Here is a 26,024-nt window from a genome sequence, read left to right as displayed (position 1 = left end):
GGCTTCCGGCTTCCGGAGCCCCTCCCTACCTTCGGTGTTCATGGCAACGGACAACGCGCAGCAGTCCCAGGGGCACAACGGACACAGCCGCAGACGCTTCCTGACGGCGACCGGGGGAGCCGTCGCCGGAGTCGTCGGCGGGGGAACGGCCGGCGCCTTGGGGCCCACCGGCAGCGCGGCCGCGGCCTCCTCCGGCAAGCGCGTCGCCGTCCTCGGCGGCGGAGTCTCCGGCCTCAGCGCCGCCCATGAACTCGCCGAACGCGGCTACGAGGTCACGGTCTACGAGTACTACGACGCCCTCGGCGGCAAGGCCCGCTCAATGAACGTCCCCGGGACCGGAACCGGCGGCCGCAAGCCGCTTCCCGGCGAGCACGGCTTCCGGTTCTTCCCCGGCTTCTACCGGAATCTGCCGGACACCATGCGCCGTATCCCCTTCCCCGGCAACGCGAGCGGCGTCCACGGCAACCTCCGCAGCGGTACGGAGGCGTTGTTCGCGCACGGTTCGGGCCGACCGGACCTGCACTTCCCACTCCGCCGGGCCACCACCCCGCCCGCCCCCGGTGACCTCACCCCGTCCTGGATCCGCGACCAGATCCTGTCGGTGCTGGACCTCGCCACTCACCTGCCCGCCGACGAGGCCGCCTACTTCGCCGACCGCCTCCTGGTCCACCTCACCAGTTGCGACGCCCGCCGCGAGGACCAGTGGGAGAAGACCGCGTGGTGGGACTTCATCCGGGCGGGCGAGATGAGCCGCGAGTACCAGGTGCTCCTCGGCATCGGCCAGACCCGCAACCTCGTCGCCACCCGCGCCGAGATCGCCTCCACCCGCACCGTCGGCCGCGTCATCATCGAGGCCCTCCTCCTGTGGGGTCTGCTCGGCCGCGGCATGGACGGTGACGCGGACATCGACCGGGTGCTGAACGCCCCGACCAGCGAGGCGTGGATCGACCCCTGGGAGAGGTATCTGCGCTCCCTGGGCGTCGAGTTCGTGCTCGACACCGAGGTCCGGGAGGTGGTGTACGACGGCGGCCGGGTGACCGGCGTACGGGTGGCGCCGCGCGGCGGCAGCCGGCAGCGCACCATCACCGCCGACCACTACGTCTCCGCCCTCCCGGTCGAGCACGCGCGCGTCACCTGGGGCCCGGCCCTGCGCGCCGCCGACCCGCAGCTCGGGCGGTGCGACGCGCTGAAGACGGACTGGATGACCGGCGTGATGTTCTACCTGCGCACGCCCACCCCCGTCGTGCACGGCCACATCAACTGCCTCGACTCCCCGTGGGCGGTCACCGGAATCGGCCAGACGCAGTTCTGGGACGTACGGGACTTTTCGCGCGACTACGGAGACGGGCAGGCCCATGAGTGTCTGTCCGCGATCATCTCCGAATGGGACAAGCCCGGCATCCTGTACGGCAAGACGGCCCGTGAGTGCACCAAGGACGAGATCGTCGCCGAACTGTGGGCCCAGCTGAAGGACGGGCTGAACGACTCCGGCAAGACGACGCTCCGGGACGAGGACCGTCTCGGATGGTTCATGGACCCGGCGGTCACGGGCCTCGGCGGCCCCGACCCACAGAACCGCGAACAGCTCCTCATCCACCCCACCGGCACCCTCCACCACCGCCCGTCGGCCAGGACAGCGGTGCCGAACTTCTTCCTCGCGGGCGACTACGTCCGTACGGATGTGGACCTGGCCACCATGGAGGGCGCCAACGAGTCCGCCCGACGCGCCGTCAACGCACTCCTGGACGCAGAGAATTCGGCCGCCGGGCGGTGCCACATCTGGGAGTTGTTCCGGCCGCCGGAGATGGAGCCCCTGAAGCGGATCGACGAGGTGCGCTATCGGCTGGGGCTGCCCAACACCTTCGACCTGGGTTGACATCCTCTCCCCCTGAAGGGGGAGATTCCCGCCTACCGCATCGTTGAACGCTGCGGTGTCGAGTGGGTTCCTGCTTCGCTGCGCGGTGCCGGGAGGAGTCCCGGTCTTACTCGCGCTCCACAGGCTGTCTCGGCCAGTCCGGCCGCCTTGGCGACGTTGACCGCCGCGTTGATGTCCCGGTCCAGAACCGCCCCGCATGCCCCACAGGTCCATACGCGCACGTGCAGGGGCTTGGGCCCGTCCTCCACTCCGCACCGCGAGCACACCTGCGACGTGGGCTCGAACCGGCCAATCCGGATGAAGGTGCGCCCGTACCGGGCGGCCTTGTACTCCAGCATGCTCACGAACGCCGACCATCCCGCGTCGCGAACGGACTTGGCCAGGCGCGTGCGGGCGAGTCCCTTCACCGCCAGATCCTCCACGGCGACCGCTTGGTTCTCGCGGATCAGCCTCGTGGAAAGCTGGTGGTGGAACTCGCGGCGCGCGTCCGCGACACGGGCGTGTGCCCGAGCGACGCGGACCCTGGCCTTGTCCCTGTTCCTGCTGCCCTGCTCCCTGCGGGAGAGCGCGCGCTGCGCCTTCTTCAGGCGCTTCCCGGCCCTGCGCAGGAAGCGCGGGCTGTCGACCTTCCGGCCGTCGGAGAGGACCGCGAAGTGCCCGAGGCCGAGGTCCATGCCCAGCTCGGGCGTCGTCTCCAGCAGCACCTCTTCCGGACCGGTCTCCACGACGAAGGACGCGAAGTACCGGCCCGCCGAGTCCTTGACCACCGTCACCGTGGACGGCGTCGACGGCAACGGCCGGGACCACTTCACCTTCAGGTCGCCAATCTTCGGCAGGCGCAGCTTCCCGCCCGTGGTGATCGACCAGCGGGCGTTCGCGGTGAACCGGACGGCCTGCCGGGTGTCCTTGCGCGACTTGTACCGGGGCGCGCCCATGCGCGGGCGCTTGCCCTTCAGACCGTCGAAGAAGTTCCGGTACGCGGTGTCCAGGTCCCTCAGGGACTGCTGGAGGACGACCGCCGAAACCTCGCCGAGCCAGGACCGCTCCAGTGTCTGCTTGGCCCCGGTGATCAGCCGCTTGGACAGGTCCCCGGTCTTCGGAAACGGCATGCCTTCGCTACGGGCGGTCTCCCGAGCGCGGAGCGCGTCGTTGTAGACCACCCGCGCGCATCCGAACGCCCTCGCCAGCGCTGTGCGCTGACCGGCGCTCGGGTACAGGCGGAAGCTGTACCGAAGCTGCACGCGGATCACGATACACAGTTGGTTTATGGGTATCGATGAGAACGTTCGTACAGGCCGTCAGTGCATCTTCCACATGCATGTTCACTTGGTTTTCGTGACGAAGTACCGGCACTCCGTCTTCGCCGACCGGCACCTGACGCGCTGCGAGGTGATCACGCGGGCCGTGTGCGAGGACTTCGAGACCGAGCTGGTCGAGTTCAACGGCGAGAGCAACCACGTCCACCCACTGGTGAACTTCCCACCGAAGGCCATCACCGAGTTGAGCCGGAAGGGCTGCTTCCCCGAGCGGCTGCGGCCCGTCAACCGAAACGGCGTGGTGCTGCTGGAGCATCCGCACGGCGCCGTATGGCGGGTCGTACAACGGCGGCCAGCCTCCGTCTACAGAGCCCCCTTCGCAACCTGCACGGTTAGAAGAGATTTGCATCGCCAACGCCCAGGACCGCGGCTGAGATGGCGAGATCGAAGGCCACCAGCGAATCACTGACCGCACCACCAGCCGCCACGCTGACGAAGAGTCCGAGCTGCCCAAGTTGATCCGCCGCTACGTCACGCCCGATCGGCGGTACCTGAAACTCGGTGGCAGCCTTCTCGGCATGAGCGGGTGCGAACGCGGCAAGTTCACGCGAAAGCTGGGCGAGGCCGCCAGTCAGATCAGCCCCCGTGAACTGGGCATTCTGCTCAATGGAGGGTGGCGCGAGCGCAAGACGGCGGCCTGGCGCATCGCCGTTGCCGGCAGAACCGAGTTCCGCGGACGCCTCGGCGAACTCCTGCTCGTCGGCGAAGGGCCCTATGCCGGGCAGGCATACTGCATCGCTCTCGCCACCTTCGGCACCCCTGCCGACGCCGACGCCCCCGACAGCTACCGCGAGTTCATCGGCCGGCTCTGCGATCTCGCGGATGAGAGCGCCAGACACTGCACGGCAAGGAGACGGTGACACTGCGCTCGGCAGGGTGACACCTGGTCGAAGGAGGCCGCCGCAGAACCCATAAGCGGTGGACGAGATGCTGTGGTCGCGGAGGTCAAGTCAGCACGATCGGGTTGGCGAGCGCGGCCATATGGCCGTGTGGATGACGTACCTCGATCCGGACGAACACCGAGTCTTCCCACGTCGTGTGCCACTCGGCGGTACCCACGACTGAGTCAGGCAGCGTTTCGCGGTGGACTTTGCCCCGGTCGGTGTGAAAGCTGACCGTCCCCGATGGGACACCGCGTATGTGCGCGCGCACCACGACGGGTTCCCCATGGGTTGCCAGGCGTTCGCCGATCCCCGCGTTGTGGCCGGCGGCGACGGCCGTGAGTGACAGATCGACGGCAGCCGATTCGGCGATCCAGCTGCGGCCCACGCGGATTCCCTCGAGGATGGCCGACGTGCTCAAATTCTCGGCGAACACCACGGTGTGCGGGATGCCGATCTGACCTTCAAGGTGGGTGTCGCTGTTGCCCATGGCCGGTTGCCAGCGCCCCGCGTGAATTCCCTCCGCCAGTCCTCGGCCCCACTCGGCGAGGGCGGCCTCGTTGTCGGCGTTCCATGGCCGGTCCGACGCCCACAGCCCGTTCCATACCTCGACCACATCGAGGTCCTGGTAGGGGTACATGAAGCTGCCTGAGGGATAGGGCGCGTGCGGATGGGCGGCCACGCACAGTCCACCGGATTCGCGGACCTGGTCCAGGCATGGGCCGATGAGTTTGTCTCCCACGCGATAGTCCCAGTCGATCACCTGTCCTGGGGCGATGCCGAGAGCGAGCCAGTGCCCGGTCTTGGTGGTCACCTCCTCCCCCAGGAGGATCAAGAAATCATCTGCGGCATGGCGTCCCCAGGCACCATGCGCGCTCGAGGAGTTGTGCTCCGTCGTGGCGATGAAGTCGAGTCCCGCTGCGCGAGCGTCGACTGCCAGTTGCTCAGGGGTGAGGTCGCCGTCCGAGTACACGGAGTGGATGTGGCAGTCTCCGCGATACCAGCCGACTCCTCGCCCACGTGCTCGCAGAGGTGGGAATCCCGAGTCCGGCATCGCTCTCCTTCTCGTAGCACCGCCCAACGCTCACGGTTCGGTGGGGCATTCGTCGCGCCGTCTTGTTCCCAGGCCCCTGCCTCGTCGGCACCGCGCTCGTCAGGCTACAAGCGCCGCAGCAGCCGGTGCATCGCCTCCGCGGACTCGGTCATGGCGGCCAGTGAGCAGGATTCGTCGGTGACATGGGCCTGATCCGGGTCGCCCGGTCCGTACACCACCACCGCCGGATCGCCGAGTCGGCCGGTCAGCACCGAGGCGTCGGTGAAGTAGGTCGCGTACTCGGCCGGGTGGGCCGAGGAGCCGGGGGCCAGGAGTTCCCGCGCGGTGGCGGCTGCCGACGGGGTGGTGGCGACGCCGGGCAGGTCCAGGAGCGGTTCGAGGGCGATGCCGTCGCCGCACAGCCGGGTGATCTCCGCGATCGCCTCGTCCCGTCCGAAGCCGGGAACGGTGCGCACGTCCAGCCGCATCTCGGCGTGGTCCGGCACCAGGTTGGGCTGTTCGCCCGCGTGGAACGTGCCGATGTTGACCGTGGCCGGGCCGTGGGTCGGGCTCACCGGCCAGGCACGGTGGCCGTGGATCCTGCTCGCCGCGGCGGCGAGCGCGGCGATCGCGTTGCGGCCCAGCTCGGGGCGGGAGCCGTGCGCGGAGACGCCACGGGCCGTCGCGGCGAGCCACAGCACGCCCTTGTGGCCGAGGACGGTCCGGTTGCCGGTCGGTTCGGCCACGATGAGCAGGTCGGTGGGGGTGAGCGACGCCGCGTCGATCCGCTCGGCCCCATGGCAGCCGGTCTCCTCGCCGAAGGTGAAGATCAGCTGTACGGCGGTGTCCCGCGGGCTTTCCCGGGCGGCCCGTATCGCCGCCTCGACCTGGCAGGCCACGCCCGCCTTCATATCGCTGCTGCCGCGGCCGAGCAGCCGGCCGTCGCGCAGTTCTCCGCTCATCGGGTCGAACGACCAGCCGGACGGGTCGGCGGGCACGGTGTCCAGGTGTCCGGTGAAGGTGACCGGCACCCGTGGCGCCGCGGGACCGAACCGGGCGACGACGTTGGCCCGGCCGGGTATCGGCTCCTCGATCCGGACGTCGAACCCGGCGCCGTCCAGCCGGTCCGCCACCAGTGCGGCGGCCGGTGCCTCCCGGCCGCCCCGGGTGTCGATCCGCACCAGCCGCCGCGCGAGGTCCGTCGCACCGCGCCAGATGTCCGCGTCGTCCATCGGGGTCCTCCTGGGGTTGTGGTGAGTCGCCGTCATATGCGGTCCGGGGGCGTTTGCGCGGCCCGGGTGCTGTCGCGCACCACCAGGGTCGGCACGAGTGAGATACGCGCGTGCGGACCGCGCTCGGCGTCCTTGGCCAGGCTCGCCGCGGCCAGCAGCCGTACCGCCTCAGCGGCGATCCGGTCGCGGGGCTGGTGGACCGTGGTCAGGGCCGGTTCGGCCAGCCGGGAGAACTCGATGTCGTCGTAGCCGGTCACCTGCACCTGCCGGGGCACCGCGAAACCGTGGGCCCGGCAGGCCCGGGTGGCCCCTAGCGCAATCAGGTCATCGGCGCATACCAGCGCGTCCGGAAGGCCGCCCTCCGCGACCAGCCGGGCAACGGCTGCCTCGCCCCACTCCACGCTGTAGTCCCCGAGCAGCACCTGGTCCGGTTTCACCTCGATGTTCAGCTCCTCGGCGCGCCGCCGGAACCCGGCGAACCGCTGCTCCGTGGAGGAGTGGGTCATCAGCGAGCCGATGAAGGCCGCCGACCGCGCCCCGCCGTCGTGGAGGTGGTCCATGACCTGCCGCATCGCGGCGACGTCGTCGACGCCCACCCAGTCGGTGGTGGTGCCGTCGACGAACCGGTCGAGCTGGACGAGCGGCAGCCGGTCCGCGGTCTGCTGCACGGCGGGCCGGCTGTCGACGCCGTGGCTCGGGCTGACGATGATGCCGTCGACGTTGCGCGCGGCGAGCGAGGCCAGCCGGCGCGCCTCGATCCGCGGGTCGGAGCGCGCGTCGCACAGGAAGAGCTCCTTGCCCTCCTTGCCGAGGGCGTGTTCCACGCTCTCCACCAGGGAGGTGAAGAACGGGTTGGTGATGCTGGGCACGACCATCCCCACGGTGTCGGTACGACTGTTGCGCAGTGCCCTGGCGATGACGTTGACCTGGTAGCCCAGGTCGTCGGCGGCGCGGCGGACCTTGCGTTCGACCGCGGCCGAGACCTTGCCCCGGCGGGAGAGCACTCGCGACACGGTGGCGGTGGAGACACCGGCCCGCTCGGCGACCTGAGCGATCGTGACCCGTTGCAATCGATTACCTTCCTGCCGGGAAACATGGCGGTCACCCGGCTCCAACACCGATGTGACCTGACGCGTTGAATCAGCATAGAGCCTTGACACGGCAGCTGACCCCTGCCTACGGTCCTCCGCAACTCAGCTGTAATCGATTGCATTGAGGTGGCGCGATGACGACGACCGGGAGCACGAGCGGCCTTGGGGTGTTCCCACCCCGGCCGAACGCGATCAAGGAGCTGTTCTCCACCCCGAAGGTCGTCATCGGCGTGGTGCACCTGCCGCCGCTGCCCGGCAGCCCGCATTACGAGGGCACCCCGCTGGACGAGATCTGCGCCTTCGCGGTCGAGGAGGCGCGGGCCTATCTGGAGGGCGGCTGCCACGGGCTGATCGTGGAGAACCACTGGGACATCCCGTTCCTCAAACCGGGCGAACACGGTTATGAGACATCGGCGGCGATGGCCGTGGTGACCGACCGGGTGCGGCACGCCGTGCTGGAGGGGGCCGGCGGCAGGCTCGGGGTCAGCGTGCTGTCCAACGCCGCCGAGTGCTCCATCGCCTCCGCCTGGTCCGGCGGTGGCGGATTCGTACGGGTCAACCAGTGGGCCAATGCCTATGTCGCCAACGAGGGCATCATCGAGGGCCAGTCGGCACACGCCAGCCGCTATCGCAGCCGGATCGGCGCCGGTCCGGTCAAGGTCTTCGCCGATGTGCACGTCAAGCACGGTTCGCACGCCATCGTCGCCGACCGCACACTGGCCGAGCAGACCGAGGACGCCGAGTTCTTCGGCGCCGATGTGCTGATCGCCACCGGCTCCCGGACCGGGGACGCCGCCTCGCTGGAGGAGGTCGAGGGCATCTCCGCCCACACCACCCTGCCGGTGGTGATCGGCTCGGGCATCACCGCGGGCAACATCGGCGGCCTGCTGCCCGCCTGCGACGGGGTGATCGTCGCGTCCTCGGTGAAGGACAACGGCCGCTGGTGGGGCCGGGTCGACCGGGCCAAGGTCCGCGAGCTGACCAGCGCGGCGGCCAAGGCCGGAGTGGTGCTCCCGTGATCGTCTTCTGCGGGTACGCCAACATCGACCTGACCGTCGGTGTGCCGGCGCTGCCCGCTCCCGGTGACCGCGTACAGGCGACCGCCATCCGCCACGGCCACGGCGGGATGGCCGCCAACGCCTCCGCGGCCGCGGCCCGGACGGGGGCCGACGCGTGGTTCGCCGGTGTGGTCGGACCGGAGCCGCGGAGCACCGCGTTCCTCGCCGCACTCGCCGCCGACGGGGTCCGCACCGACTGGACCGCCCGCACCGGCACCCTCACCACCGCCGTCGTACTGCTCACCCCGGACGGCGAACGTGCCGTCATCAGCCAGGACGACGCACTGGACGCCCGGCACATCACCCGTACGGCACGGGCCGCGCGCGAGGCCGGGGCGGACTGGCTCTATCTCGACGGCTACCGCTTCCCCGAGGCCGCCGCCGCGCTCGCCGAGGCCGCCGCCGACGCCCCGCCGGGGGTGCCCGGACCGGGCCTGGTGGTGGACCTCGACGGCTGCGACCGGGCGGAGGCGATGCGCGCCGCGCTGGCCGCGGCCGATCACGCCGTCGTCGGCCGGCCGCTGGCCGCCGCGCTGCTGGGCGGAGAACCGGCCCTGGCCCGAGCCGCCGCCGACATGGACGTCCATCTGGTCGTGACCGACGGTTCGCGCGGCTGGACCCTGCTGACCCCGGCCGGTGAACGCCACGACGGTCCGGCGATCGAGGTGGACACGGTCGACGCCACCGGGGCCGGAGACTGCTTCACCGGCGCGTACTGCGCCGAACTGGACCGGGGCCGGTCCCCGCTGGAGGCGGCGCGCTTCGCCGCCGTCGCCGCCGGTCTGTCCTGTACCCGGACCGGCGCCCGGGACGGGCTGCCCGACCGGCGGGCCATCGACTCCTGGCTCGCGGCCCACCCCACTCCCGGAACTCCCGGAACCCCCGGAACCCCGGAGCCGACCCGCACCAGGTAGGACAAGGAGAGCAGATGCGCCAGAAAGTGACGGCCGTGGTCGCGCTGGGCCTGCTGCTGACGACCGTCGGCTGCGACACCCAGGCCCGCCGCGAGATGGCGGCCGAGAAGAAGTCCACCGAGCAGGGCCCGCCGCCGCCCGCGGAGGTCGCCCGCTCCTGTACCGTCCGCGGCCACGCTCCGAAGATCGGTATCGTGCCCATCAACCTCCAGGCGCTGTTCTTCAACCAGATCAACACCGGCGCCCGGACCGTGGCCCACAAGGCCGGGGTCAAGACCCAGATCGTCAACGGCAACGACGACTCCGCCACCCAGGCCAACGCCATCGACGACCTGGTGGCCAACCACTACGACGCCATCATCGTGGACGCGGTCGACACCGAGGGCATCAAGCCCGCCATCCGCCGGGCCAAGGCGGCGGGCGTACCGGTCGTCGCCGTGGACGCCACCGTCGACGACCCCGCTGTCTCCGCCCAGGTCGGCGTCGGCAACGCGGAAGGCGGCCGGCGGATCGGCGAGGCCCTGCTGAAGACGGCCGGCGGCCGCGGTGGGATCGGCGTCGTCGGCGCGCTCAACAGCACCATCCAGAACGAGCGGCAGAAAGGATTCACCGACACCGTCACCGCCAAGGGCATGAAGATCGAGAACGTGGTCGACGGCCGCAACATCCAGGAGAACGCCCAGACCGCCGCCGAGAACCTGCTCACCCGCGACCCCGGCCTGAAGTACGCCTACGCCACCGGCGAGCCCGCCCTGATCGGCCTGGCCGCCGCCGTGGTCAGCCAGCACCGCACCAAGGACCTCAAGGTCGTCGGATGGGACCTGTCCAGCCAGGCCGTCGACGGGCTGCGGGCCAGCTGGATCACCGGTGTGCTCCAGCAGAACACCTTCCGGTTCGGCTACGAGGCCATGAATTCCGCGATCGACCTGGCCTGTGGCCGCACCACCCGCCGGCAAGTGCCCGTTCCCACCCAGCTGGTGACCCCGGACAACGTCAAGGACTACCTCTACTACCTGGAGAAGTGATGGGCGAGAGCGCACTGGTCTCCCTGCGAGGAATCACCAAATCGTTCGGCGCCGTCCGCTCGCTGCGCGGCGTCGACCTGACCCTGGCCCCGGGCGAGGTGCTCGGCCTGGTCGGCGACAACGGCGCCGGGAAGTCGACCCTGATGAAGGTCCTGGCCGGTGCGGTCCAGCACGACAGCGGGCAGATCTCCATCGACGGCCGCGACGTCCGCTTCACCAGCCCCGCCGACGCCCGCCGCGAGCGAGTCGGCATCGTCTACCAGGATCTCGCCCTGTGCGACACCCTCGATGTGGCCAGCAATCTGTTCCTCGGCCGTGAACCGCGCAGAGGACCCTTCATCGACCGTGCCACGATGCATGCCCAAGCGGCCGAAACCCTCTCCGAACTGCACGTCCGGGTGAAGTCCACCTACCAGGAGATCGGCGAGCTGTCCGGAGGACAGCGGCAGGCCGTGGCGATCGCCCGTGCGGTGTCGTTCCGCCCGCGCGTACTGATCCTGGACGAACCCACCGCCGCCCTCGCCGTCGCCGAGGTCCGGCAGGTGCTGAAGATGATCCGCGACGTCGCCGCCCAGGGCGTCGGCGTCATCCTGATCACCCACCGGCTTCAGGACCTGTTCGAGGTCTGCGACCGGATCACCGTGATGTACGAGGGACGCAGCGTCGAGGACGCCCCGATCTCCGATCTCGACATCGAACGGCTCGTCGCCATGATCACCCGATCCGGCGCCACCAATGGCGGGCCCGGCACCGAGGAGGTGGCCTGATGATGAGCGCCGACACCGCGATGCGCACCACCGCCGTACTGGGCCGGCCCCCGGGCCGCTGGCAGCGCGCCAACAAGGCCACCCTGGCCATGCTCGGCGTGGGCGTCGCGCTCTTCCTCGGCTTCGGTATCGCCGCGCCCAACTTCCTGACCTTCAACAACCTGGCCAACCTGGCCACCCAGGTGGCGATCACCCTGATCGTGGCGGTCGCCATGACCTTCGTGATCAGCACCGGTCAGATCGACCTGTCCGTGGGGTCGATCCTCGCGTTCACCGCGACCTGCACGGCCGAGATGCTCCAGGCCGGCTGGGACTCCTCCGTGGTGATCGTCGTGGCACTGCTCGGCGGGCTCTTCTGGGGCGCGGTCAACGGATGGCTGTCGGCGTATCAGAAGATTCCCCCATTCATCGTCACCCTCGCCACCATGTCGGTCGTCCGCGGTCTGGCACAGTTGTGGACCAAGGGGTTCTCCGTACCCATCGACGCCCGGCTCTTCGTGGCCAAGCTCGGCGACGCCTCCTTCCTCGGGCTGTCCGCGCTGGCCTGGATCGCCCTGGCCACGGTCGCCGTCGGAGCGGTCCTGCTGTCGAAGCTGCCGTTCGGCTCCTACGTCAACGGCATCGGCTCCCAGGAGGAGTCCGTGCGGCGAGCGGGGGTGAACACCGCCCGGATCAAGATGATCACCCTGATGCTGACCGGGGTGGCCGCCGGTATCGCCGGGCTGCTCACCGCGGCCAGGCTGGGGTCCGGCTCCGCCAACTCCGGACAGGGCTTCGAACTCACCGTGATCGCCGCGGTCGTGCTCGGTGGGACCAATCTGTTCGGCGGCCGGGGCACCGTGCTCGGCACCGTCATCGGCGCCCTCATCACCGGAGTCATCGCCAACGGCCTCAACCTGCTGGGCGTGAGCCCGTTCCTCACCCCCATCGTCACCGGACTGGTGCTGCTCGCCGCGATCTGGCTCAACCTGCGCGGCCGGGCGATGGCCGATCTGTTCGCCCATCTGACGGGCCGCCCATGAGCGGCCCCTCCCCCACCACCGTGACCACGGTGACCGGGCCCTTGCCCAGCACCGGGCTCGGTCTCACCCTCACCCATGAGCATCTGCGCAACGACGTCCGCAAGGCCGTCACCACCCCGGCCGACCCCCGGCTCGGTCAGCTGCGCGACGCCCGCACCACACCCGGACTGGCCTGGCTGCTGCGCGAGCAGCCCTACGCCTGCCTCGACCACTGTGTGCTCGACGACACCGAAGGGATGCTGGCCGACCTGCGCGCGTTCGCCACCGCCGGGGGCGGCACGATCGTCGACGTCACCCCGGGCGGACTGGGCCGCGACCCGGCGGCGCTGCGCGCGCTCTCCGAGGACAGCGGCGTACGTGTGGTCATGGGCAGCGGCTGGTACCTGGAGCCCTACCACCCCCGGCCGCTGTCGCCGGCGGACGAACGCTGCCTCGCCGTCTCATTGCTGGCCGAGTTCACCGAAGGGGCCGACGGCACCGGGATCCGGCCGGGCGTCATCGGCGAGATCGGGGTCTCCGCGCGGTTCACCGAGGGTGAGCACACCGCGCTGCGCGCCGCCGCGCGCACCCAGCGCGAGACCGGTGTCCCGCTCTACGTCCATCTGCCCGGCTGGCAGCGCCGCGCCCACGAGGTCCTCGACCTGGTACTGGGCGAGTACGGAGTTGCACCGGCCGCCGTGGTGCTGTGCCATATGGACCCCTCGCACGCCGACCCGGACTATCAACGGTCGGTGGCCGACCGCGGCGTCTGGCTCGAATTCGACATGATCGGCATGCCGTTCCGCTACCCCGGCGAGGGGCAGTCCCCGGCACCCCACGAAACCGCGCGCGCGATCGCCGGGCTCATCGCCCGCGGACACGGCGACCGGCTGCTGCTCAGCCACGACGTGTTCCTCAAGAGCATGCTCACCGCCTACGGCGGCAACGGCTTCCGCTATGTGCCGGAGCTGTTCCTCTCCCGGCTCGTCGAGCACGGCGTGGCCGAGCGGACCGCCGCGGGCCTGCTGCACACCAACCCGGCCCGGCTGTTCGAGCACGCCGCCGCGTCCTGACGCTCTGACCGCCGTCCCGGCGTTCCGCCCCAACCCCGTTATTACCAAGGAGCACCCTGTGAGCCGCGTCCTGATAGCCGGTGAGAGCTGGATCTCCCAGTCCACACACATCAAGGGGGTCGACTCGTTCACCACCAGTACCTATGTGACCGGAGTCGAGCCGTTGCGCCGGGCGCTGGAGGGCCGCGGGCACGAGGTCACGCACCTGCCCGCGCATCTGGTGCCCGGTCAGTTCCCGGGCGATGCCGAGGCGCTCGGCCGCTACGACGTCGTCATCCTCTCCGACATCGGGGCGAACTCCCTCCAGCTCTCCCCCGAGGTGTTCGAGCGGGGCACGCCGGGGGCCGACCGGATCGACGCACTGCGCGGATGGGTCGACGACGGCGGCGGGCTGCTGATGGTTGGCGGCTATCTCTCCTTCACCGGTTTCGAGGGCAAGGCCGCCTACCGCAACACCGCGCTGCACGAGGTGTTGCCGGTCGAGCTGCTGCCCGAGGACGACCGCGTCGAACTCCCCGCGGGTGGCCGCCCGTCGGCCGTCGGTACCGGCCATCCCGCCCTCGGCGGGGTGACCGGCGAATGGCCGCCGCTGCTCGGCTACAACCGCGTCCGGCCACGTCCGGGCGCGGACGTCCTGGCCACCCTGGGCGGCGACCCCCTGGTGGCGGTGGCCGAATACGGCGCGGGACGCTCGGCCGTCTTCACCTCCGACTGCTCCCCGCACTGGGCGCCCGCAGCGTTCTGCGAGCAGTGGGACGGCTACGCCCGGGTCTTCGGCGGCCTCGTCGAATGGCTCTCCCGTTGAGCCGGTCCGAGCGGCTGCTGAAGGCCGCCGCCCCGGTCATGGAACAGGCGCTGTGCATGCGCTTCGTCACCGAGGTCACGGCCGGCACGATCAGCGACGCCGACTACGCCGACTACCTGGAGATCGAGGCCGCGTTCGTGGAGACGGCCACCCGGCTGCACGGACTGGCCGTATGGGGCGCCCCGGACCGGACGGCGCTGGAGCGCAACGCGCGTGCGGTCCACGCGCTGACCACCACCCAGGCCGACTACTTCCGCGAAGCCCGCGCCGCCTGGCCCGTCCCCGCCCGGCCGGACGCCGCCCGGCGCGCCGAGGTGCTGTCGCGGTACGCGCTCGACGTGGCGCGGGAAGGCGGCTACCCGGCGGTGATGACCATGCTGTTCGCCGCGGAGACCCTCTACCTCACCTGGTGCACCCGGGCACACGAGCGCGGCGCCGTCCCCGACGGCGCGATCAGCGCCTGGGTGGCGCTCCACGCCGACCGGGCGTTCCGGGACGGGGTACGGGCTCTGGCGGCGGAGGTCGACGCCCTGCCGGACGACATCCCCCAGGAGCGGCTGACCCGCTGGTTCACCGGCATGCTGGAGGCGGAAATCGCGTTCCACGACGCGGTATTCGGGTGACCGGGCCCCGGCGGGCCGACTCCCCGGACAAGGCCGATCAGCCGTCCGTGGCCTCCTCGTGCACAGCCGCTGGGTGAGGTCGTCGGCCCAGTCCCGAGCCCAGTCCCACAAGGTGGGAGGATGTCGGCCTCGCACTGCTCACCGCTGGCGGGGTCCGTGACCACGAGGCGGCCGGAGAGCGGGTCCACGCCCACCTCTCCGGCCTGCCGGCCGCGCTCGGCCAGCCCGGGACGGCGTACGCAGGGCGATCAGGTCATCGTGCTGCCCTTCGGCGAGCACCGTGCGGTACATGCTCATCCTCGATCGTGGTCGGTCCAGGTCGAACCGCCTCAGTCCCGACCACGCCACATGCAGCGGCAGCTGGACGGATCCGTGGGCCGGCCCGGACCTCACACCCGACGAGGACGCCGATCGGTTCTGTTTCCGCCCGGGAGGGCCTTGTCCGCCCCCTTGCCGGGCCTTGGCCTGGCAAGGGAAGCCATGAGGCGGCCCCGTCCGCTTCACACGGGCAGGAAGTCCCTCGCTATGCGCGCCGCCACCCGCTCCAGCAGGGGCCCCGCCTGGGCGAGGCAGCGGGGGACGTCGGGCTCCAGTTCGGTCAGGGCGTAGGCCCGATGGATGCCGATGGCCTTCAAGGCGGCCGTATCCAGGGACAACCGGCCGCAGACGGCGATCACGGGCAGGCCGCGGGCGCGGGCCCGGGAGGCGACACCCGCCGGTGCCTTGCCGTGGAGGGTCTGGTGGTCCAGGGAGCCCTCACCGGTGATCACCAGATCCGCTCCGGCCAGGGCCTCGCCGAAACCGAGCAGGTCCAGCATCACCTCCACTCCGGGGCTAAACCGCGCCCGCAGTGCGGTGAGGGCGCCGAAGCCCAGGCCGCCGGCCGCCCCGGCCCCGGGTTCCTCGGCCGTGCCGAGCGCTCCGCACGTTCGCGCGTAGTAGCGCAGGGCGTCCTCGAGGATGTCCACCTCCTTTGGGGAGGCGCCCTTTTGGGGCCCGTAGACCGCGGCCGCGCCCTTCGGTCCGAGCAGTGGGTTGTCGACGTCGCTCGCCAGCACGAGGTCCACCTCCGCGAGCCGGGGGTCAAGACCGGACAGGTCGGCCTTCGCGAGCCGGGCCAGCGCCGCCCCGCCAGGGCCGACCGGGGCGCCGGAGGCGTCCAGGAACCGCGCGCCGAGCGCCGCCAGCATCCCCGTGCCGCCGTCCGTCGTCGCGCTGCCGCCGACCCCCAGGGCGATCGAACGGGCACCGGCGTCCAGCGCGGCGCGCAGCACTTCGCCGGTGCCGTACGACGTGGCGGTGAGCGGCGCGAAGCCGCACGCCGGGAGGTGTCGCAGCCCGGACGCCTCGGCCATTTCGACGACCGCGGCGCCGTTCCGCAGGGCGTAGGCGGCGGTCACCGGCTTGCCCACGGGTCCGGTCACACGTATCTCGCGCCGGCCGAACCCGGCCACGACCGCGGCGTCCACCGTCCCGTCACCGCCGTCGGCGACCGGTACGGACGCGACCGACGCGCGGGGAGCCGCCCGCCGGAGCCCGGTAGTGAGCCGTTCGGCTACCTGAGCCGCGGTCAGCGACCCCTTGAACTTGTCCGCCGCGATCAGTACGCGCACTCGTTTCCCTCTCCTTCCGGGCCGGGCGGCGATCCACCCGGCATGGTCCGCCGGCGCGGTCAGGGGGCGGTCGCCACCAGGTCGCGTACCCGGGCGGCCACGCGCGGCTCGCACCCCTCCAGCGCCGGCGGGTTTCCCATCCGTCGCCCATCACCCGGGGCAGCCCCGGGGACAGCACGTGTTTGGGCGGGGATTGACATCCTCACCCACCTAAAGGAGGGCGATTCCCGCCTGCCGCGCGGTTGTCGGGCGCGACTTCGGGTGGGTTCCTGCTTCAACGCGCTGTGCCGGTACGGGTACCGGTCTTACTTGCGCTCCGCGGGCTGACACGGCCAGTCCGGCCGCCTTGGAGACGTTGACCGCCGCGTTGATGTCTCGGTCCAGGACGTTCCCGCACTCCTGGCACGTCCATACGCGGACGTGCAGGGGCTTGGGGCCGTCCTTGATGCCGCAGGCCGAGCAAACCTGAGAGGTCGGCTCGAACCGGCCGATGCGCACGAAAGCTCAGTCATCCATGCCCGCTCCGGGGTCTTCTTCGACGCTGTGAGCCGCTTCGACAGCTCACCGGCAGTGACGAACGGCAGCCCGACGGCGCGGGCGTCCTCACGGACGCGCAACGCGTCGTTGAAGACCACCCGCGCACACCCGAACGCCCTTGCCAGCGCGGCACGCTGACCGGCGTTCGGGTACAGACGGTACCCATACCTGAGCTGCATAGCGATCACCATACGTACTTGGTTCATGTCACGGGCCGCGACGACACCGCCGCCGAGGGCGCGGGCGACGAGGTCGGGATGCTGGGTGACGTCGCTCATGCTCTGTCTCCTGTTGCCGAGGGTCAGCCGTGGGCCACGCGGAGCGCCGTCGGGGCGTGGTGGGGGCCGGTGGCCAGTTCCTCGAACTCCGCGACGTTGTCGAGTTCGGTTCCCATGGACACGTTGGTGACGCGTTCGAGGATGACCTCGACGACCACCGGTACCCGGTACTCGGCCATGAGCTTCTTGGCCTCTTCGAGGGCGGGCGCGATGCGGTCGGGCTCGAGCACGCGGATGGCCTTGCAGCCCAGCCCCTCGGCGACCTTGACGTGGTCGACGCCGTAGCCGCCCACCTCCGGGGCGTTGACGTTGTCGAAGGACAGCTGGACGCAGTAGTCCATGTCGAAGCCGCGCTGCGCCTGGCGGATCAGGCCGAGGTAGGCGTTGTTGACGACGACATGGAGGTAGGGGATCTGGAACTGGGCGCCGACGGCGAGTTCCTCGACCATGAATTGGAAGTCGTAGTCGCCGGAGAGGGCGACGACGGTGGCGCCCGGATCGGCGGTCGCCACGCCCAGGGCGGCGGGCACGGTCCAGCCCAGCGGCCCGGCCTGGCCGGCGTTGATCCAGTGCCGGGGGCGGTAGACGTGGAGCATCTGCGCGGCCTGGATCTGGGACAGGCCGATCGTGGAGACGTAGCGCGTATCGGGCCCGAACGCCTTGTTCATCTCCTCGTAGACCCGCTGCGGCTTGACCGGCACCTGGTCGAAGTGGGTCCTGCGGAGCAGGGTGGCCTTGCGCTGCCGGCAGCTGTCGGCCCAGTCGCCGCGGTCCCTGAGGGCTCCGGCGGCCTTCAGCTCCCTCGCCGCCTCGACGAAGAGCTCGAGCGCGGGCCCGGCGTCGGAGACGATGCCGTAGTCGGGGGGAAAGACCCGGCCGATCTGGGTGGGTTCGATGTCGACGTGGACGAAGGTACGGCCCCGGGTGTACGTGTCGAGGCCGCCGGTGTGGCGGTTCGCCCAGCGGTTGCCGATGCCGAGGACGAAGTCGGACTCCAGCAGGGTGGCGTTGCCGTAGCGGTGGGAGGTCTGGAGACCGACCATGCCCGCCATGAGCGGATGGTCGTCGGGGATGGCGCCCCAGCCCATCAGCGTGGGCACCACCGGCACCCCGGTCAGCTCGGCGAACTCCACCAGCGACTCGCTCGCGTCGGCGTTGATGATGCCGCCCCCGGCGACGATCAGTGGCCGCTCGGCGGCCTGGAGCAGTTGGACGGCCTTGCCGATCTGCGCCCGGGTGGCGGCCGGCCGGTGGGCCGGAAGCGGCTCGTACGTCTCCGGGTCGAACTCGATCTCCGCCATCTGGACGTCGATCGGCAGATCGATCAGCACCGGACCGGGTCGGCCGGAACGCATCAGGTGGAACGCCTGCTGGAACGCGCCGGGCACCTGCGCGGGCTCCAGCACGGTCATCGCCATCTTGGTCAGCGGCCCCGCGATGGAGGCGATGTCGACGGCCTGGAAGTCCTCCTTGTGCAGCTTGGCCACCGGCGCCTGGCCGGTGATGCACAGGATCGGGATCGAGTCCGCCGCGGCCGAGTACAGACCGGTGATCATGTCGGTGCCGGCGGGGCCGCTGGTGCCCACGCAGACCCCGATGTTCCCGGCTTTCGCACGGGTGTAGCCCTCGGCCATGTGCGAGGCCCCCTCCACATGCCGGGCGAGGACATGCGTCAGGCCGCCGTTGGTGCGCATCGCGGAGTAGAAGGGATTGATCGCCGCACCGGGCAGACCGAAGACATGGGTGGTTCCCTCACGCTTGAGGATCTCCACCGCCGCCTGGGCCGCGGTCATTCGAGCCATGAGGATGCTCCTGTCGATTGGTACATCGGGTGGTACATCGGGGTGGGTTTCAGTGGGTGGCGCGGCCGGCCAGCCGCTCGACGCCGCGCAGCAGGGCGGAGTGGTCGAGCCCGCCGTCGCCGCGGGCGCGGGCCGAGGCGACCAGTTGGGCGACGAGAGCGCCGACCGGCAGGGGCGCCCCCACGGCCCGTGCGGCGTCGGTGACGATGCCCATGTCCTTGTGATGCAGGTCGATGCGGAAGCCGGGCTTGAAATCGCGGTCGAGCACCGCCTGCCGCTTGCGGGCCAGGACCGTGGAGCCGGCCAGGCCCCCGCCCAGCACCTCCAGTGCCGCCTCCAGGTCCACACCGGCGTTCTCCAGGAACACCACGGCCTCGGCCAGGGACTGGAGATGGATGGCCACCATCAGCTGGTTGGCGGCCTTGACCGTCTGCCCGGCCCCGTGCGGGCCGACGTGCACGATGGTGGTGCCCAGTGCCTCGAACACCGGCCTGGCATCGGCGAAGTCGTCCGGGTCGCCGCCGACCATGATGGACAGCGTCCCCTCGATGGCGCCCGCCTCGCCGCCGGACACCGGGGCGTCGAGCGTGCGCAGGCCCTTGTCCCGCGCGGCGGCGTCCACCTCCAGCGAGGTCTGCGGGGTGACGCTGCTCATGTCGATCAGCAAGGTGCCCGGCCCGGCGTGTTCCAGGACGCCGCCCTCGCCGAGGACGACCTCCTTCACCTGCGGGTCGGCCGGGACCATGGTGATCACGACTTCGGCTTCGCGCACCGCGTCGGCGATGCTGTCGGCGCCCAGGCCACCGGCCGCGACCAGGGTGTCCACGGCCGCGCGGCCGCGGTTGTGGCCAGTGACGGTGTGTCCGGCCTTCACCAGGTTGGCGGCCATCGGGCCGCCCATGATGCCCAGGCCGATGAAGGCGATCTTCCGGGAAGTGGCGCTCATCGTGGGGTTCCTTCGTGTCGTCCGTGCCGTCGTGTCGTCCGTGTCGTCATGTCGTCGTGTCGTATGTGTTGTTACGTGTCGTCGTGGTGGTCCGGAACGGCGGGTCAGGGACCGGGTCAGGCGTGGTGGTCGCTGCCGCGCCGCTCGTACGGGAGCCAGTCGAAGCTGTCCGCGCTCGGGCCCTCGGGCTTGTACTCCAGGCCCACCCAGCCGGCGTAGCCCGCGGCCTGGAGGCGCGGCAGCAGCCCGTCGAGGTCCAGCCGTCCCGTACCGGGCGCGCCCCGCCCGGGTGCATCGGCGATCTGGACATGGCCGATGCGGTCGGCGTGGGTGGCGATCGCCCCGGCCACGTCGTCGCCATTGACGGAGAGGTGGTAGAGGTCGGCCAGCAGACGGAGGTTGCGGCTGCCGGACTCGACCGCCACCCGGTCGATGACGGCGATCGCGTCCGCCGCGGTGAGCAGCGGGTACGCCGGGGCGCCGCTGACCGGCTCCAGCAGGACCGTGCCGCCGACGCGCTCGGCGGCCTTGGCCGCCAGCGCCAGGTTCTCCACCGCCAGGTCGTCCTGCTCCGCCGGGGCGGCGCCGTCGACCCGGTTGCCGTACAGCGCGTTGAACGAACGGCATCCCAGTTGCTCGCCGATCGCCACGGTGACGTCGATGTTGTCGCGGAACTCCGCGGCCCGGCCGGGCCAGGACACCAGGCCCCGGTCGCCCCCGGGCATGTCCCCGGCGAAGAAGTTCAGGCCGGTCAGGCGGACACCGGCGGCACGCACCGCCCGCACGAAGGCATCGGCCTCCGCGTCCGTCGGGACGGCCGTCGCGTAGGGCCACCAGAACTCGACCGCGTCGAACCCCGCGGCCTTCGCGGCGGCCGGGCGCTCGAGCAGCGGCAGCTCGGTGAACAGGATCGACAGATTGACCGTGTAGGGAAGTCGGCTCTTCATCAGTGCTCCCGGCCGAGGCTCTTCAGGTACGGACGCCAGCCGCCGAAGTCGGTGATCTCCTTGTGGACGCCCCTCTCCAGCTCGCCGCGGCGAAGGACCATCGAGAAGGACGAGGAACCGTCCTGGAGCCGGATGATGCCGAACTCCAGCTCCGGCGGCTCGGCGGGCAGCAGCTGGTCGCGCAGCACCTCGTCGGCGACGTCGTAGACCTCGCCTTCCACCGCGGTGCCGACACCGGGGTCGGGCAGCAGCCCGGGGCAGGTGTCCCGGATCGAGAAGAAGCGGTAGCCGGGGGCGGTGCGGGTCCGGGCCACGAGGGGGGCTCCGCGCAGGTGGTGATGGAAGGGGCCGCCCTCCATCGCCTGGCCGTTGAGGAACATGCGTGCCATGGGATCTCCCTTGAACGTCGGGGATCTTCTGCGATGCGGATAGTATTTTCTGCAATGCGGAATAACAACCCCCCGCTCACCACTCGCCCCGGACACCCTCTCCGCACGCCCCGCACTTCGGTGGCAGACTCATCGACACGGCGGCGACGTCCGGACGGATGGGCGCACCGGGGACGCGAAAAGCCTTGACAGGCCCCTGTGGCGGACCTATACATCTGCCAATCGAAAAATAAATTCCGCATGGTGAAAGCATTTCGACCCGTCTCATCTGCCGCCGAGGCCTTGGCCGGCGGCCCCGGTCGGCGGCCGTGTCGGCGGCCCTGGTCAGCGGCCTTGGTCAGCGGCAGGCGATCCGCTGAGGCGCCGCCTCTCCCACGCCATGCGCGGCGCCCCAACGGCCCCGTCCCGACCGCTCCGCGCGAGACGTGCCACCCGCCCCAGACAGCCTCGTGTGTTGGCCCGGTCCAGGAGGTTCTCGACGTGAAACCCATCCACCTGCTCGGCGCGATCCCGTTCCTCGGGATCCTCGGGGGAATCTTCTTCGCGAACCGGGTGACGCCCTATGTCCTCGGTATGCCGTTCAACCTCTTCTGGCTGGTCATGTGGGTCGTGCTGATCTCGGCGACCATGGCCGCCATCTACCGCCTGGACCCGGCGAACCGGGAGGAGCAGAGCTCATGATCGCCCTCGCCGTCATCTTCGCCTTCCTGCTCGCGGCCCTGGGCCTGGGACTGCGCGCCCGCCGCGGCAGGGACATGGATCTCGAACAGTGGTCGGTGGGTGGCCGCGGCTTCGGAACGGTCTTCGTCTTCCTGCTGCTGGCCGGCGAGATCTACACGACCTTCACCTTCCTGGGCGCCTCGGGATGGGCCTACGGCAAGGGCGCGCCCGCGTACTACATCCTCTGTTACGCCTCACTGGCCTACGTCCTGTCGTACTGGCTGCTCCCGGCCGTGTGGCGCTACGCCAAGCAGCACCGGCTGATCTCGCAGTCCGACTTCTTCGTCGCCAAGTTCAACAGCCCGCTGCTGGGCGCGCTGGTGGCCCTCGTCGGAGTCGTCGCGATGGTGCCCTATCTCGTCCTACAGCTCAAAGGGCTGGGGATCATCGTGTCCGTCTCCTCCGACGGCCGCATCTCCTCCCACTGGGCCATCGTGATCGGCACGGTGGCACTGACCCTCTATGTGACGATCTCGGGCATCCACGGCTCGGCCTGGACCTCGGTGCTCAAGGACGTCGCCATCCTCGCGGTCGTCCTCATCCTCGGCATCTACCTGCCGGTGCACTACTACGGCGGCGTCGGGGAGATGTTCCACGCGGTGGACAAGGCCCACCCCCAGCTCCTCACCCTCCCCTCCAGCGGCATGAGCACCTCGTGGTTCGCCTCCACCGTGCTGCTCTCGGCGGTGGGCTTCTACATGTGGCCGCACACCTTCAGCGCCTCCTACAGCGCCCAGAACGAACGCGTCTTCCGCCGCAACGCCATCTTCATGCCGCTCTACCAGCTCATCCTGCTCTTCGTCTTCTTCGCCGGCTTCACCGCCATCCTGGTCGTGCCCGGCCTCAAGGGCGCCGACGCGGATCTGTCCCTGCTGCGCATCACCACTGCCACCTTCCCCTCCTGGTTCGTCGGCATCGTCGGTGGCGCCGGGCTGCTCACCGCGCTGGTCCCCGGCTCCCTGCTGCTCATGACCTCCGCGACCTGCCTGGCGAAGAACGTCTACCGCCTGGCCCGTCCGCACACCAGCGAGAAGCACATCGGCCGCCTCGCACAGCTGCTCGTCCCCGCCCTCGCCCTGGTCTCTCTCTACTTCACCTTCAACGGCGGCAGTTCGATCGTCTCGCTGCTGCTCATGGGCTACGCGCTGGTCACCCAGCTCTTCCCCGCACTGCTGGCGAGCCTCGCGCCACGGCAGTTCATCACCAAGGAGGGAGCGGCGGCGGGCATCGTCGTCGGAGTCACCACGGTCACCGTCGTCACGCTCTCCGGAGTCACGGTGGGCAGCCTCCTGCCGGGACTCCCCCAGGCGGTGAAGGACCTGAACGTCGGCGTCATCGCCCTCGTCCTCAACACCGTGGTCATGGTGGCCACTTCGGCCATCACCCGCACCGTGAGCCCCACCCCCGTAACCAGCGCCGCCCTGCGCCCCGAACCCGAAGCCACGGCCGGCACCGGCTGACCCACTCCCCCGGGCCGGGACCTCATACGAGCGCTCCCGGCCCGGGGCTCCGGCCGCTCCTTCGCGGCAGGGACAACGCTGAGCCCTCCTATGCCGGGTTGTCGGCGGGCAGCCCCATACGGCGGGTCATTGCCCACAGGAGCAGGGCGGCGAGGCTGAACGACGTGCCGAGGAGTGTCATGGCCGACCAGCCCGCCGTCGCGTAGGCGAGGGAGGAGCCGAGGGCGCCGAGGCTGCTGCCCGCCGAGTAAAAGACCATGTAGCCGCCGATGATCCTGCTGCCCGCGTCGGGCCGTACGGCGTGGATCAGGGTCTGATTGGTGACGTGGACGGCCTGTACGGCGAAGTCCAGCAGGACGGCGCCGATCGCCAGCGCCCACAGCGATTGCCCGGTCAGCGCGATCGGGAGCCAGGAGAGCGCCAGCAGGGCGAGGCCGACACCGGTCGTGCGCTGGGCGAGTCCCCGGTCGTTCCAGCGCCCGGCCACTCCGGCGGCGACGGCCCCGGCCGCCCCGGCGAGCCCGAACGCTCCGATCGCGGTGTGCGACAGCGACCACGGCGGACCGCTCAGCGGCTGTGCCACACCGCTCCACAGCGCGCTGAAGGCCGCGAACACCAGCAGGGCGAGCGCGCCCCGGATCCGTAGCAGCGGATGGCGGACGAACAGGGTGACGGTCGAGGCCACCAGTCGTCCGTACGACGCTTCGCGCACCCCGGCGGACGGCGCGCCCGGGGGCAGGACACGACGCAGCGACAGGGCGAGCACGGCGGTGACACCCGCGGACGCCAGGTAGACCGCCCGCCAGCCGGCGAGGTCGGCGAGGACGCCTGCGGCGGCGCGGGCCAGCAGGATTCCGGTGACGATGCCGCCGGTGACCGTCCCGACGGCACGGCCGCGCCGGGCGGGCGGGGTCAGGGCGGCAGCCGTCGCGACCATCGTCTGGGCGACGACGGCGAGCAGCCCGACCACGGCGAGCGCGCCGAGCAGCGCCGCCACGCCCGGCGCCAGCCCGGCGGCCAGCAGCGCCAGTGCCAGCAGTCCGAGCTGACCGGTGACCAGCCGTCGGCGGTCGAGCAGATCGCCGAGCGGCACCAGCGTCAACAGGCCTGCCGCATAGCCGAGTTGAGTCACGGTGACGATCACGCCGAGCAGCCCCGGGCCGAGCGCGAACCGCTCGCCGAGGGTCACCAGCAGGGGCTGGGCGAAGTAGACGGTGGCGACGGAGCTGCCGCAGGCGAGGGCGAGCAGGGGCACGAGCCCGGCGGGCGGCGACGCGCCCGGCGCCGATGCCGTGGCAGGCGCCTGGTGGCCGCCGGTCCCGCCGCACCCGCCGACCGCACCGGAGCACTCGATCGCCATACCGACACGCCTTCCACTCGGTTGCATCTTGCTACCGGCGCGCCACAGTAGCCGCGCGAGGTAGCATGTTGCAACCATCCCTGGAAGGGGCCCAGGGAACTGGAGGAGAGGAGCCACGGATGGTCGCCCGCACCCGTTTCGACGCCGACCCCTGTCCCGTCGCCCGGACGGTGAACGCCATCGGCGACTGGTGGTCGCTGCTGATCGTGCGGGACGCTTTCGACGGCAGCCGCCGCTTCGGCGAGTTCCAACGCGGTCTCGGCATCGCCAAGAACATCCTGTCGGCGCGGCTGCGCGCGCTGGAGAAGGCCGGGGTGCTGCGCGGCGAGCCCGCGCCGGACGGCGGGTCCCACCGCGAGTACCTCCTCACGGACAAGGGCCGCGCCTTGTTCCCGGTGATCGTCGCGCTGCGCCAGTGGGGCGAGGAGCAGTGCTTCACTCCCGGAGAGGACCACTCCCGCCTGCTGGACCGCCGGACCGGCCGTCCGTTGCGCCCTTTGCGGATTCAGGCGGCTGACGGACGGCCGGTGGAGCCCGAGGACACGGTCGTGGAGAAGGTGCCGGAGATGGAGGGCGGGAGGCGAGGATGATCTGCGGCGGGTGACAGGGTTGTTGCCGCATCCGGATCCCGCACGCACACCGGCGGCCATACGATGCGATCACACGACCCCGCCTCTCCGTCAGGTGGCCTTCATGAACAGCGTGTACTCGCCCATCCTGGAGCTCAATCTCCTCCGGGAGTTCGACGATCAGTTCGGGACGCACACCTACGCGGATGGCTTCGAGCTGCTCGACTACGACGACAAGGATGAGCTCAAGGGCTGGCTGGAAGATCCGGAGAACCCCAGCCGCGCCGAGTTCTTCGACCAGCTGATCCCCTTCGCACGCGCCACCGGCAGCGGTTCGGGCTATGCGCTGTGGCGGTTCGACGACCGGGCCGACCTCGCGGACCTTCCCGTCGTGTTCCTCGGCGACGAGGGCGACGTGTGGGTCCATGCCCGCAACCTGCGAGAGCTGCTCCGGCTGCTTCCCGTCGAACGCGACGTCGCCTACGAGGACGAGGACCTCGACGAGCTCTTCCCGGCGCGTCAGGAGTACCTGATGTGGCTGGAACGGAACTTCGGTCTCGCCCCGCCCGACGAGGACGAGGAAGCGGCCATCGGCAAGGCGGCCATGTGCGCGTTCGGGCCGCGGTTCGCGACCTGGCTGGCACGGTTCACGAACGAAGGCGTGATCGATGACATGGTCAAGCTGCTGGACTGAGGTCCCCGGCGGCC

Annotated in this window: 26 protein-coding genes and 1 pseudogene; 15 read left to right on the top strand and 12 right to left on the bottom strand. The window is 70.7% G+C overall.

Translation table 11 applies throughout. The annotated features are described in order from the left end of the window. Window positions 1–40: 40 nt before the first annotated feature. On the top strand, window positions 41–1,876 hold the full coding sequence (locus tag ACJX2R_RS48715) for an FAD-dependent oxidoreductase (RefSeq protein ID WP_413105406.1): 1,836 nt from the start codon (window positions 41–43) through the stop codon (window positions 1,874–1,876). A gap of 32 nt (window positions 1,877–1,908) precedes the next feature. On the opposite strand, the gene ACJX2R_RS48710 is transcribed toward ACJX2R_RS48715, so the two are convergent. Continuing rightward, window positions 1,909–3,117, bottom strand: a complete 1,209-nt coding sequence (locus ACJX2R_RS48710) for an RNA-guided endonuclease InsQ/TnpB family protein (protein WP_413105405.1) — start codon at window positions 3,115–3,117, stop codon at window positions 1,909–1,911. Between the two features lie 25 nt (window positions 3,118–3,142). Between ACJX2R_RS48710 and tnpA the strand changes: the two genes are divergently transcribed. Then, window positions 3,143–3,601, top strand: a complete 459-nt coding sequence (gene tnpA, locus ACJX2R_RS48705) for an IS200/IS605 family transposase (RefSeq protein WP_413105404.1) — start codon at window positions 3,143–3,145, stop codon at window positions 3,599–3,601. Window positions 3,602–3,647: 46 nt separating this feature from the next. Continuing rightward, window positions 3,648–4,052 carry a DUF6000 family protein gene (locus tag ACJX2R_RS48700; protein ID WP_413105403.1) on the top strand — a complete coding sequence of 135 codons (405 nt, stop codon included), beginning with the start codon at window positions 3,648–3,650 and terminating at the stop codon, window positions 4,050–4,052. An 85-nt stretch (window positions 4,053–4,137) separates the two neighbouring features. On the opposite strand, the gene ACJX2R_RS48695 is transcribed toward ACJX2R_RS48700, so the two are convergent. From ACJX2R_RS48695 to ACJX2R_RS48685, 3 genes are all read right to left on the bottom strand, one after another. Further along, a complete protein-coding gene (locus ACJX2R_RS48695) occupies window positions 4,138–5,127 on the bottom strand; it encodes a CehA/McbA family metallohydrolase (protein WP_413105402.1) in 990 nt (329 codons plus the stop codon). Between the two features lie 104 nt (window positions 5,128–5,231). Further along, complete coding sequence (locus tag ACJX2R_RS48690; protein WP_413105401.1) at window positions 5,232–6,338, bottom strand: M20 family metallopeptidase; 1,107 nt, start codon at window positions 6,336–6,338, stop codon at window positions 5,232–5,234. Between the two features lie 32 nt (window positions 6,339–6,370). Further along, window positions 6,371–7,408, bottom strand: coding sequence for a LacI family DNA-binding transcriptional regulator (locus tag ACJX2R_RS48685; RefSeq protein ID WP_413105400.1), 1,038 nt, complete (start codon window positions 7,406–7,408; stop codon window positions 6,371–6,373). Between the two features lie 155 nt (window positions 7,409–7,563). Between ACJX2R_RS48685 and ACJX2R_RS48680 the strand changes: the two genes are divergently transcribed. Genes ACJX2R_RS48680 through ACJX2R_RS48645 form a run of 8 tightly spaced genes read left to right on the top strand, consistent with a single transcriptional unit; the run spans window position 7,564 to window position 14,695 of the window. Beyond that, the gene (locus ACJX2R_RS48680) at window positions 7,564–8,448 is read left to right on the top strand and encodes a BtpA/SgcQ family protein (protein WP_413105399.1); all 885 of its coding nucleotides are present in this window, start codon (window positions 7,564–7,566) and stop codon (window positions 8,446–8,448) included. Further along, window positions 8,445–9,401 (top strand): carbohydrate kinase family protein, encoded by a 957-nt coding sequence (locus ACJX2R_RS48675; protein WP_413105398.1) that lies wholly within the window; start codon window positions 8,445–8,447, stop codon window positions 9,399–9,401. Before ACJX2R_RS48680 ends, ACJX2R_RS48675 begins: the two co-directional genes overlap by 4 nt. A gap of 14 nt (window positions 9,402–9,415) precedes the next feature. Next, a complete protein-coding gene (locus ACJX2R_RS48670) occupies window positions 9,416–10,426 on the top strand; it encodes a substrate-binding domain-containing protein (protein WP_413105397.1) in 1,011 nt (336 codons plus the stop codon). Next, window positions 10,426–11,193, top strand: coding sequence for an ATP-binding cassette domain-containing protein (locus ACJX2R_RS48665; RefSeq protein WP_262698012.1), 768 nt, complete (start codon window positions 10,426–10,428; stop codon window positions 11,191–11,193). The genes ACJX2R_RS48670 and ACJX2R_RS48665 overlap by 1 nt, the downstream gene beginning before the upstream one ends. Continuing rightward, window positions 11,193–12,215 carry an ABC transporter permease gene (locus tag ACJX2R_RS48660; RefSeq protein ID WP_413105396.1) on the top strand — a complete coding sequence of 341 codons (1,023 nt, stop codon included), beginning with the start codon at window positions 11,193–11,195 and terminating at the stop codon, window positions 12,213–12,215. Before ACJX2R_RS48665 ends, ACJX2R_RS48660 begins: the two co-directional genes overlap by 1 nt. Further along, complete coding sequence (locus ACJX2R_RS48655) at window positions 12,212–13,267, top strand: phosphotriesterase (protein WP_413105395.1); 1,056 nt, start codon at window positions 12,212–12,214, stop codon at window positions 13,265–13,267. Before ACJX2R_RS48660 ends, ACJX2R_RS48655 begins: the two co-directional genes overlap by 4 nt. Window positions 13,268–13,325: 58 nt before the next feature. Continuing rightward, entirely contained in the window at window positions 13,326–14,072 is a 747-nt protein-coding gene (locus ACJX2R_RS48650) for a glutamine amidotransferase (protein ID WP_413105394.1), read from the top strand. Further along, entirely contained in the window at window positions 14,057–14,695 is a 639-nt protein-coding gene (locus ACJX2R_RS48645; protein ID WP_413105393.1) for a TenA family protein, read from the top strand. Before ACJX2R_RS48650 ends, ACJX2R_RS48645 begins: the two co-directional genes overlap by 16 nt. A 500-nt stretch (window positions 14,696–15,195) precedes the next feature. Here ACJX2R_RS48645 and ACJX2R_RS48640 read toward each other — a convergent pair whose 3' ends face one another. The 7 genes and pseudogenes from ACJX2R_RS48640 to ACJX2R_RS48610 form a co-directional block, all read right to left on the bottom strand. After that, window positions 15,196–16,308 (bottom strand): glycerate kinase, encoded by a 1,113-nt coding sequence (locus ACJX2R_RS48640; RefSeq protein WP_413105392.1) that lies wholly within the window; start codon window positions 16,306–16,308, stop codon window positions 15,196–15,198. Window positions 16,309–16,518: 210 nt separating this feature from the next. Then, on the bottom strand, window positions 16,519–16,806 hold the full coding sequence (locus tag ACJX2R_RS48635) for a zinc ribbon domain-containing protein (RefSeq protein WP_413105391.1): 288 nt from the start codon (window positions 16,804–16,806) through the stop codon (window positions 16,519–16,521). 152 nt (window positions 16,807–16,958) lie between these two features. Further along, window positions 16,959–17,024: pseudogene (locus ACJX2R_RS48630) on the bottom strand (helix-turn-helix domain-containing protein); the annotation flags it as partial. 122 nt (window positions 17,025–17,146) lie between these two features. Further along, on the bottom strand, window positions 17,147–18,925 hold the full coding sequence (gcl, locus tag ACJX2R_RS48625) for a glyoxylate carboligase (protein ID WP_413105390.1): 1,779 nt from the start codon (window positions 18,923–18,925) through the stop codon (window positions 17,147–17,149). A 49-nt stretch (window positions 18,926–18,974) separates the two neighbouring features. Further along, window positions 18,975–19,871 (bottom strand): 2-hydroxy-3-oxopropionate reductase, encoded by an 897-nt coding sequence (locus tag ACJX2R_RS48620; RefSeq protein WP_413105389.1) that lies wholly within the window; start codon window positions 19,869–19,871, stop codon window positions 18,975–18,977. 116 nt (window positions 19,872–19,987) lie between these two features. Further along, entirely contained in the window at window positions 19,988–20,818 is an 831-nt protein-coding gene (locus ACJX2R_RS48615; protein ID WP_413105388.1) for a hydroxypyruvate isomerase family protein, read from the bottom strand. Then, window positions 20,818–21,207 carry a gamma-glutamylcyclotransferase gene (locus ACJX2R_RS48610; protein ID WP_413105387.1) on the bottom strand — a complete coding sequence of 130 codons (390 nt, stop codon included), beginning with the start codon at window positions 21,205–21,207 and terminating at the stop codon, window positions 20,818–20,820. Before ACJX2R_RS48610 ends, ACJX2R_RS48615 begins: the two co-directional genes overlap by 1 nt. 480 nt (window positions 21,208–21,687) lie before the next feature. Here ACJX2R_RS48610 and ACJX2R_RS48605 point away from each other — a divergent pair, with 480 nt between their 5' ends. Continuing rightward, on the top strand, window positions 21,688–21,888 hold the full coding sequence (locus ACJX2R_RS48605; RefSeq protein ID WP_413105386.1) for a DUF3311 domain-containing protein: 201 nt from the start codon (window positions 21,688–21,690) through the stop codon (window positions 21,886–21,888). Continuing rightward, entirely contained in the window at window positions 21,885–23,387 is a 1,503-nt protein-coding gene (locus ACJX2R_RS48600; RefSeq protein ID WP_413105385.1) for a sodium:solute symporter family protein, read from the top strand. Before ACJX2R_RS48605 ends, ACJX2R_RS48600 begins: the two co-directional genes overlap by 4 nt. Before the next feature lie 88 nt (window positions 23,388–23,475). On the opposite strand, the gene ACJX2R_RS48595 is transcribed toward ACJX2R_RS48600, so the two are convergent. Next, window positions 23,476–24,747 carry an MFS transporter gene (locus ACJX2R_RS48595; RefSeq protein WP_413105384.1) on the bottom strand — a complete coding sequence of 424 codons (1,272 nt, stop codon included), beginning with the start codon at window positions 24,745–24,747 and terminating at the stop codon, window positions 23,476–23,478. Between the two features lie 119 nt (window positions 24,748–24,866). Between ACJX2R_RS48595 and ACJX2R_RS48590 the strand changes: the two genes are divergently transcribed. Beyond that, on the top strand, window positions 24,867–25,337 hold the full coding sequence (locus ACJX2R_RS48590; protein ID WP_413105383.1) for a winged helix-turn-helix transcriptional regulator: 471 nt from the start codon (window positions 24,867–24,869) through the stop codon (window positions 25,335–25,337). 103 nt (window positions 25,338–25,440) lie between these two features. Further along, window positions 25,441–26,010, top strand: a complete 570-nt coding sequence (locus ACJX2R_RS48585; RefSeq protein ID WP_413105382.1) for a hypothetical protein — start codon at window positions 25,441–25,443, stop codon at window positions 26,008–26,010. Window positions 26,011–26,024: the final 14 nt, after the last annotated feature.

The sequence above is a fragment of the Streptomyces sp. Inha503 genome (genome assembly GCF_047215865.1).
Taxonomy (GTDB): domain Bacteria; phylum Actinomycetota; class Actinomycetes; order Streptomycetales; family Streptomycetaceae; genus Streptomyces; species Streptomyces lycopersici.
The sequence above is the reverse complement of the archived record's forward strand: the minus strand, read 5'-3'. Positions and strand labels throughout refer to the sequence as shown.

What these genes read in the sequence shown, in the direction of transcription:
- ACJX2R_RS48715 (WP_413105406.1), top strand. Translation starts at nt 41, where the DNA reads ATGGCAACGGACAACGCGCAGCAGTCCCAGGGGCACAACGGACACAGC.
- tnpA (WP_413105404.1), top strand. Translation starts at nt 3,143, where the DNA reads ATGGGTATCGATGAGAACGTTCGTACAGGCCGTCAGTGCATCTTCCAC.
- ACJX2R_RS48695 (WP_413105402.1), bottom strand. Translation starts at nt 5,127, where the DNA reads ATGCCGGACTCGGGATTCCCACCTCTGCGAGCACGTGGGCGAGGAGTC.
- ACJX2R_RS48690 (WP_413105401.1), bottom strand. Translation starts at nt 6,338, where the DNA reads ATGGACGACGCGGACATCTGGCGCGGTGCGACGGACCTCGCGCGGCGG.
- ACJX2R_RS48680 (WP_413105399.1), top strand. Translation starts at nt 7,564, where the DNA reads ATGACGACGACCGGGAGCACGAGCGGCCTTGGGGTGTTCCCACCCCGG.
- ACJX2R_RS48670 (WP_413105397.1), top strand. Translation starts at nt 9,416, where the DNA reads ATGCGCCAGAAAGTGACGGCCGTGGTCGCGCTGGGCCTGCTGCTGACG.
- ACJX2R_RS48665 (WP_262698012.1), top strand. Translation starts at nt 10,426, where the DNA reads ATGGGCGAGAGCGCACTGGTCTCCCTGCGAGGAATCACCAAATCGTTC.
- ACJX2R_RS48660 (WP_413105396.1), top strand. Translation starts at nt 11,193, where the DNA reads ATGATGAGCGCCGACACCGCGATGCGCACCACCGCCGTACTGGGCCGG.
- ACJX2R_RS48655 (WP_413105395.1), top strand. Translation starts at nt 12,212, where the DNA reads ATGAGCGGCCCCTCCCCCACCACCGTGACCACGGTGACCGGGCCCTTG.
- ACJX2R_RS48645 (WP_413105393.1), top strand. Translation starts at nt 14,057, where the DNA reads ATGGCTCTCCCGTTGAGCCGGTCCGAGCGGCTGCTGAAGGCCGCCGCC.
- gcl (WP_413105390.1), bottom strand. Translation starts at nt 18,925, where the DNA reads ATGGCTCGAATGACCGCGGCCCAGGCGGCGGTGGAGATCCTCAAGCGT.
- ACJX2R_RS48620 (WP_413105389.1), bottom strand. Translation starts at nt 19,871, where the DNA reads ATGAGCGCCACTTCCCGGAAGATCGCCTTCATCGGCCTGGGCATCATG.
- ACJX2R_RS48615 (WP_413105388.1), bottom strand. Translation starts at nt 20,818, where the DNA reads ATGAAGAGCCGACTTCCCTACACGGTCAATCTGTCGATCCTGTTCACC.
- ACJX2R_RS48610 (WP_413105387.1), bottom strand. Translation starts at nt 21,207, where the DNA reads ATGGCACGCATGTTCCTCAACGGCCAGGCGATGGAGGGCGGCCCCTTC.
- ACJX2R_RS48600 (WP_413105385.1), top strand. Translation starts at nt 21,885, where the DNA reads ATGATCGCCCTCGCCGTCATCTTCGCCTTCCTGCTCGCGGCCCTGGGC.
- ACJX2R_RS48595 (WP_413105384.1), bottom strand. Translation starts at nt 24,747, where the DNA reads ATGGCGATCGAGTGCTCCGGTGCGGTCGGCGGGTGCGGCGGGACCGGC.
- ACJX2R_RS48590 (WP_413105383.1), top strand. Translation starts at nt 24,867, where the DNA reads ATGGTCGCCCGCACCCGTTTCGACGCCGACCCCTGTCCCGTCGCCCGG.
- ACJX2R_RS48585 (WP_413105382.1), top strand. Translation starts at nt 25,441, where the DNA reads ATGAACAGCGTGTACTCGCCCATCCTGGAGCTCAATCTCCTCCGGGAG.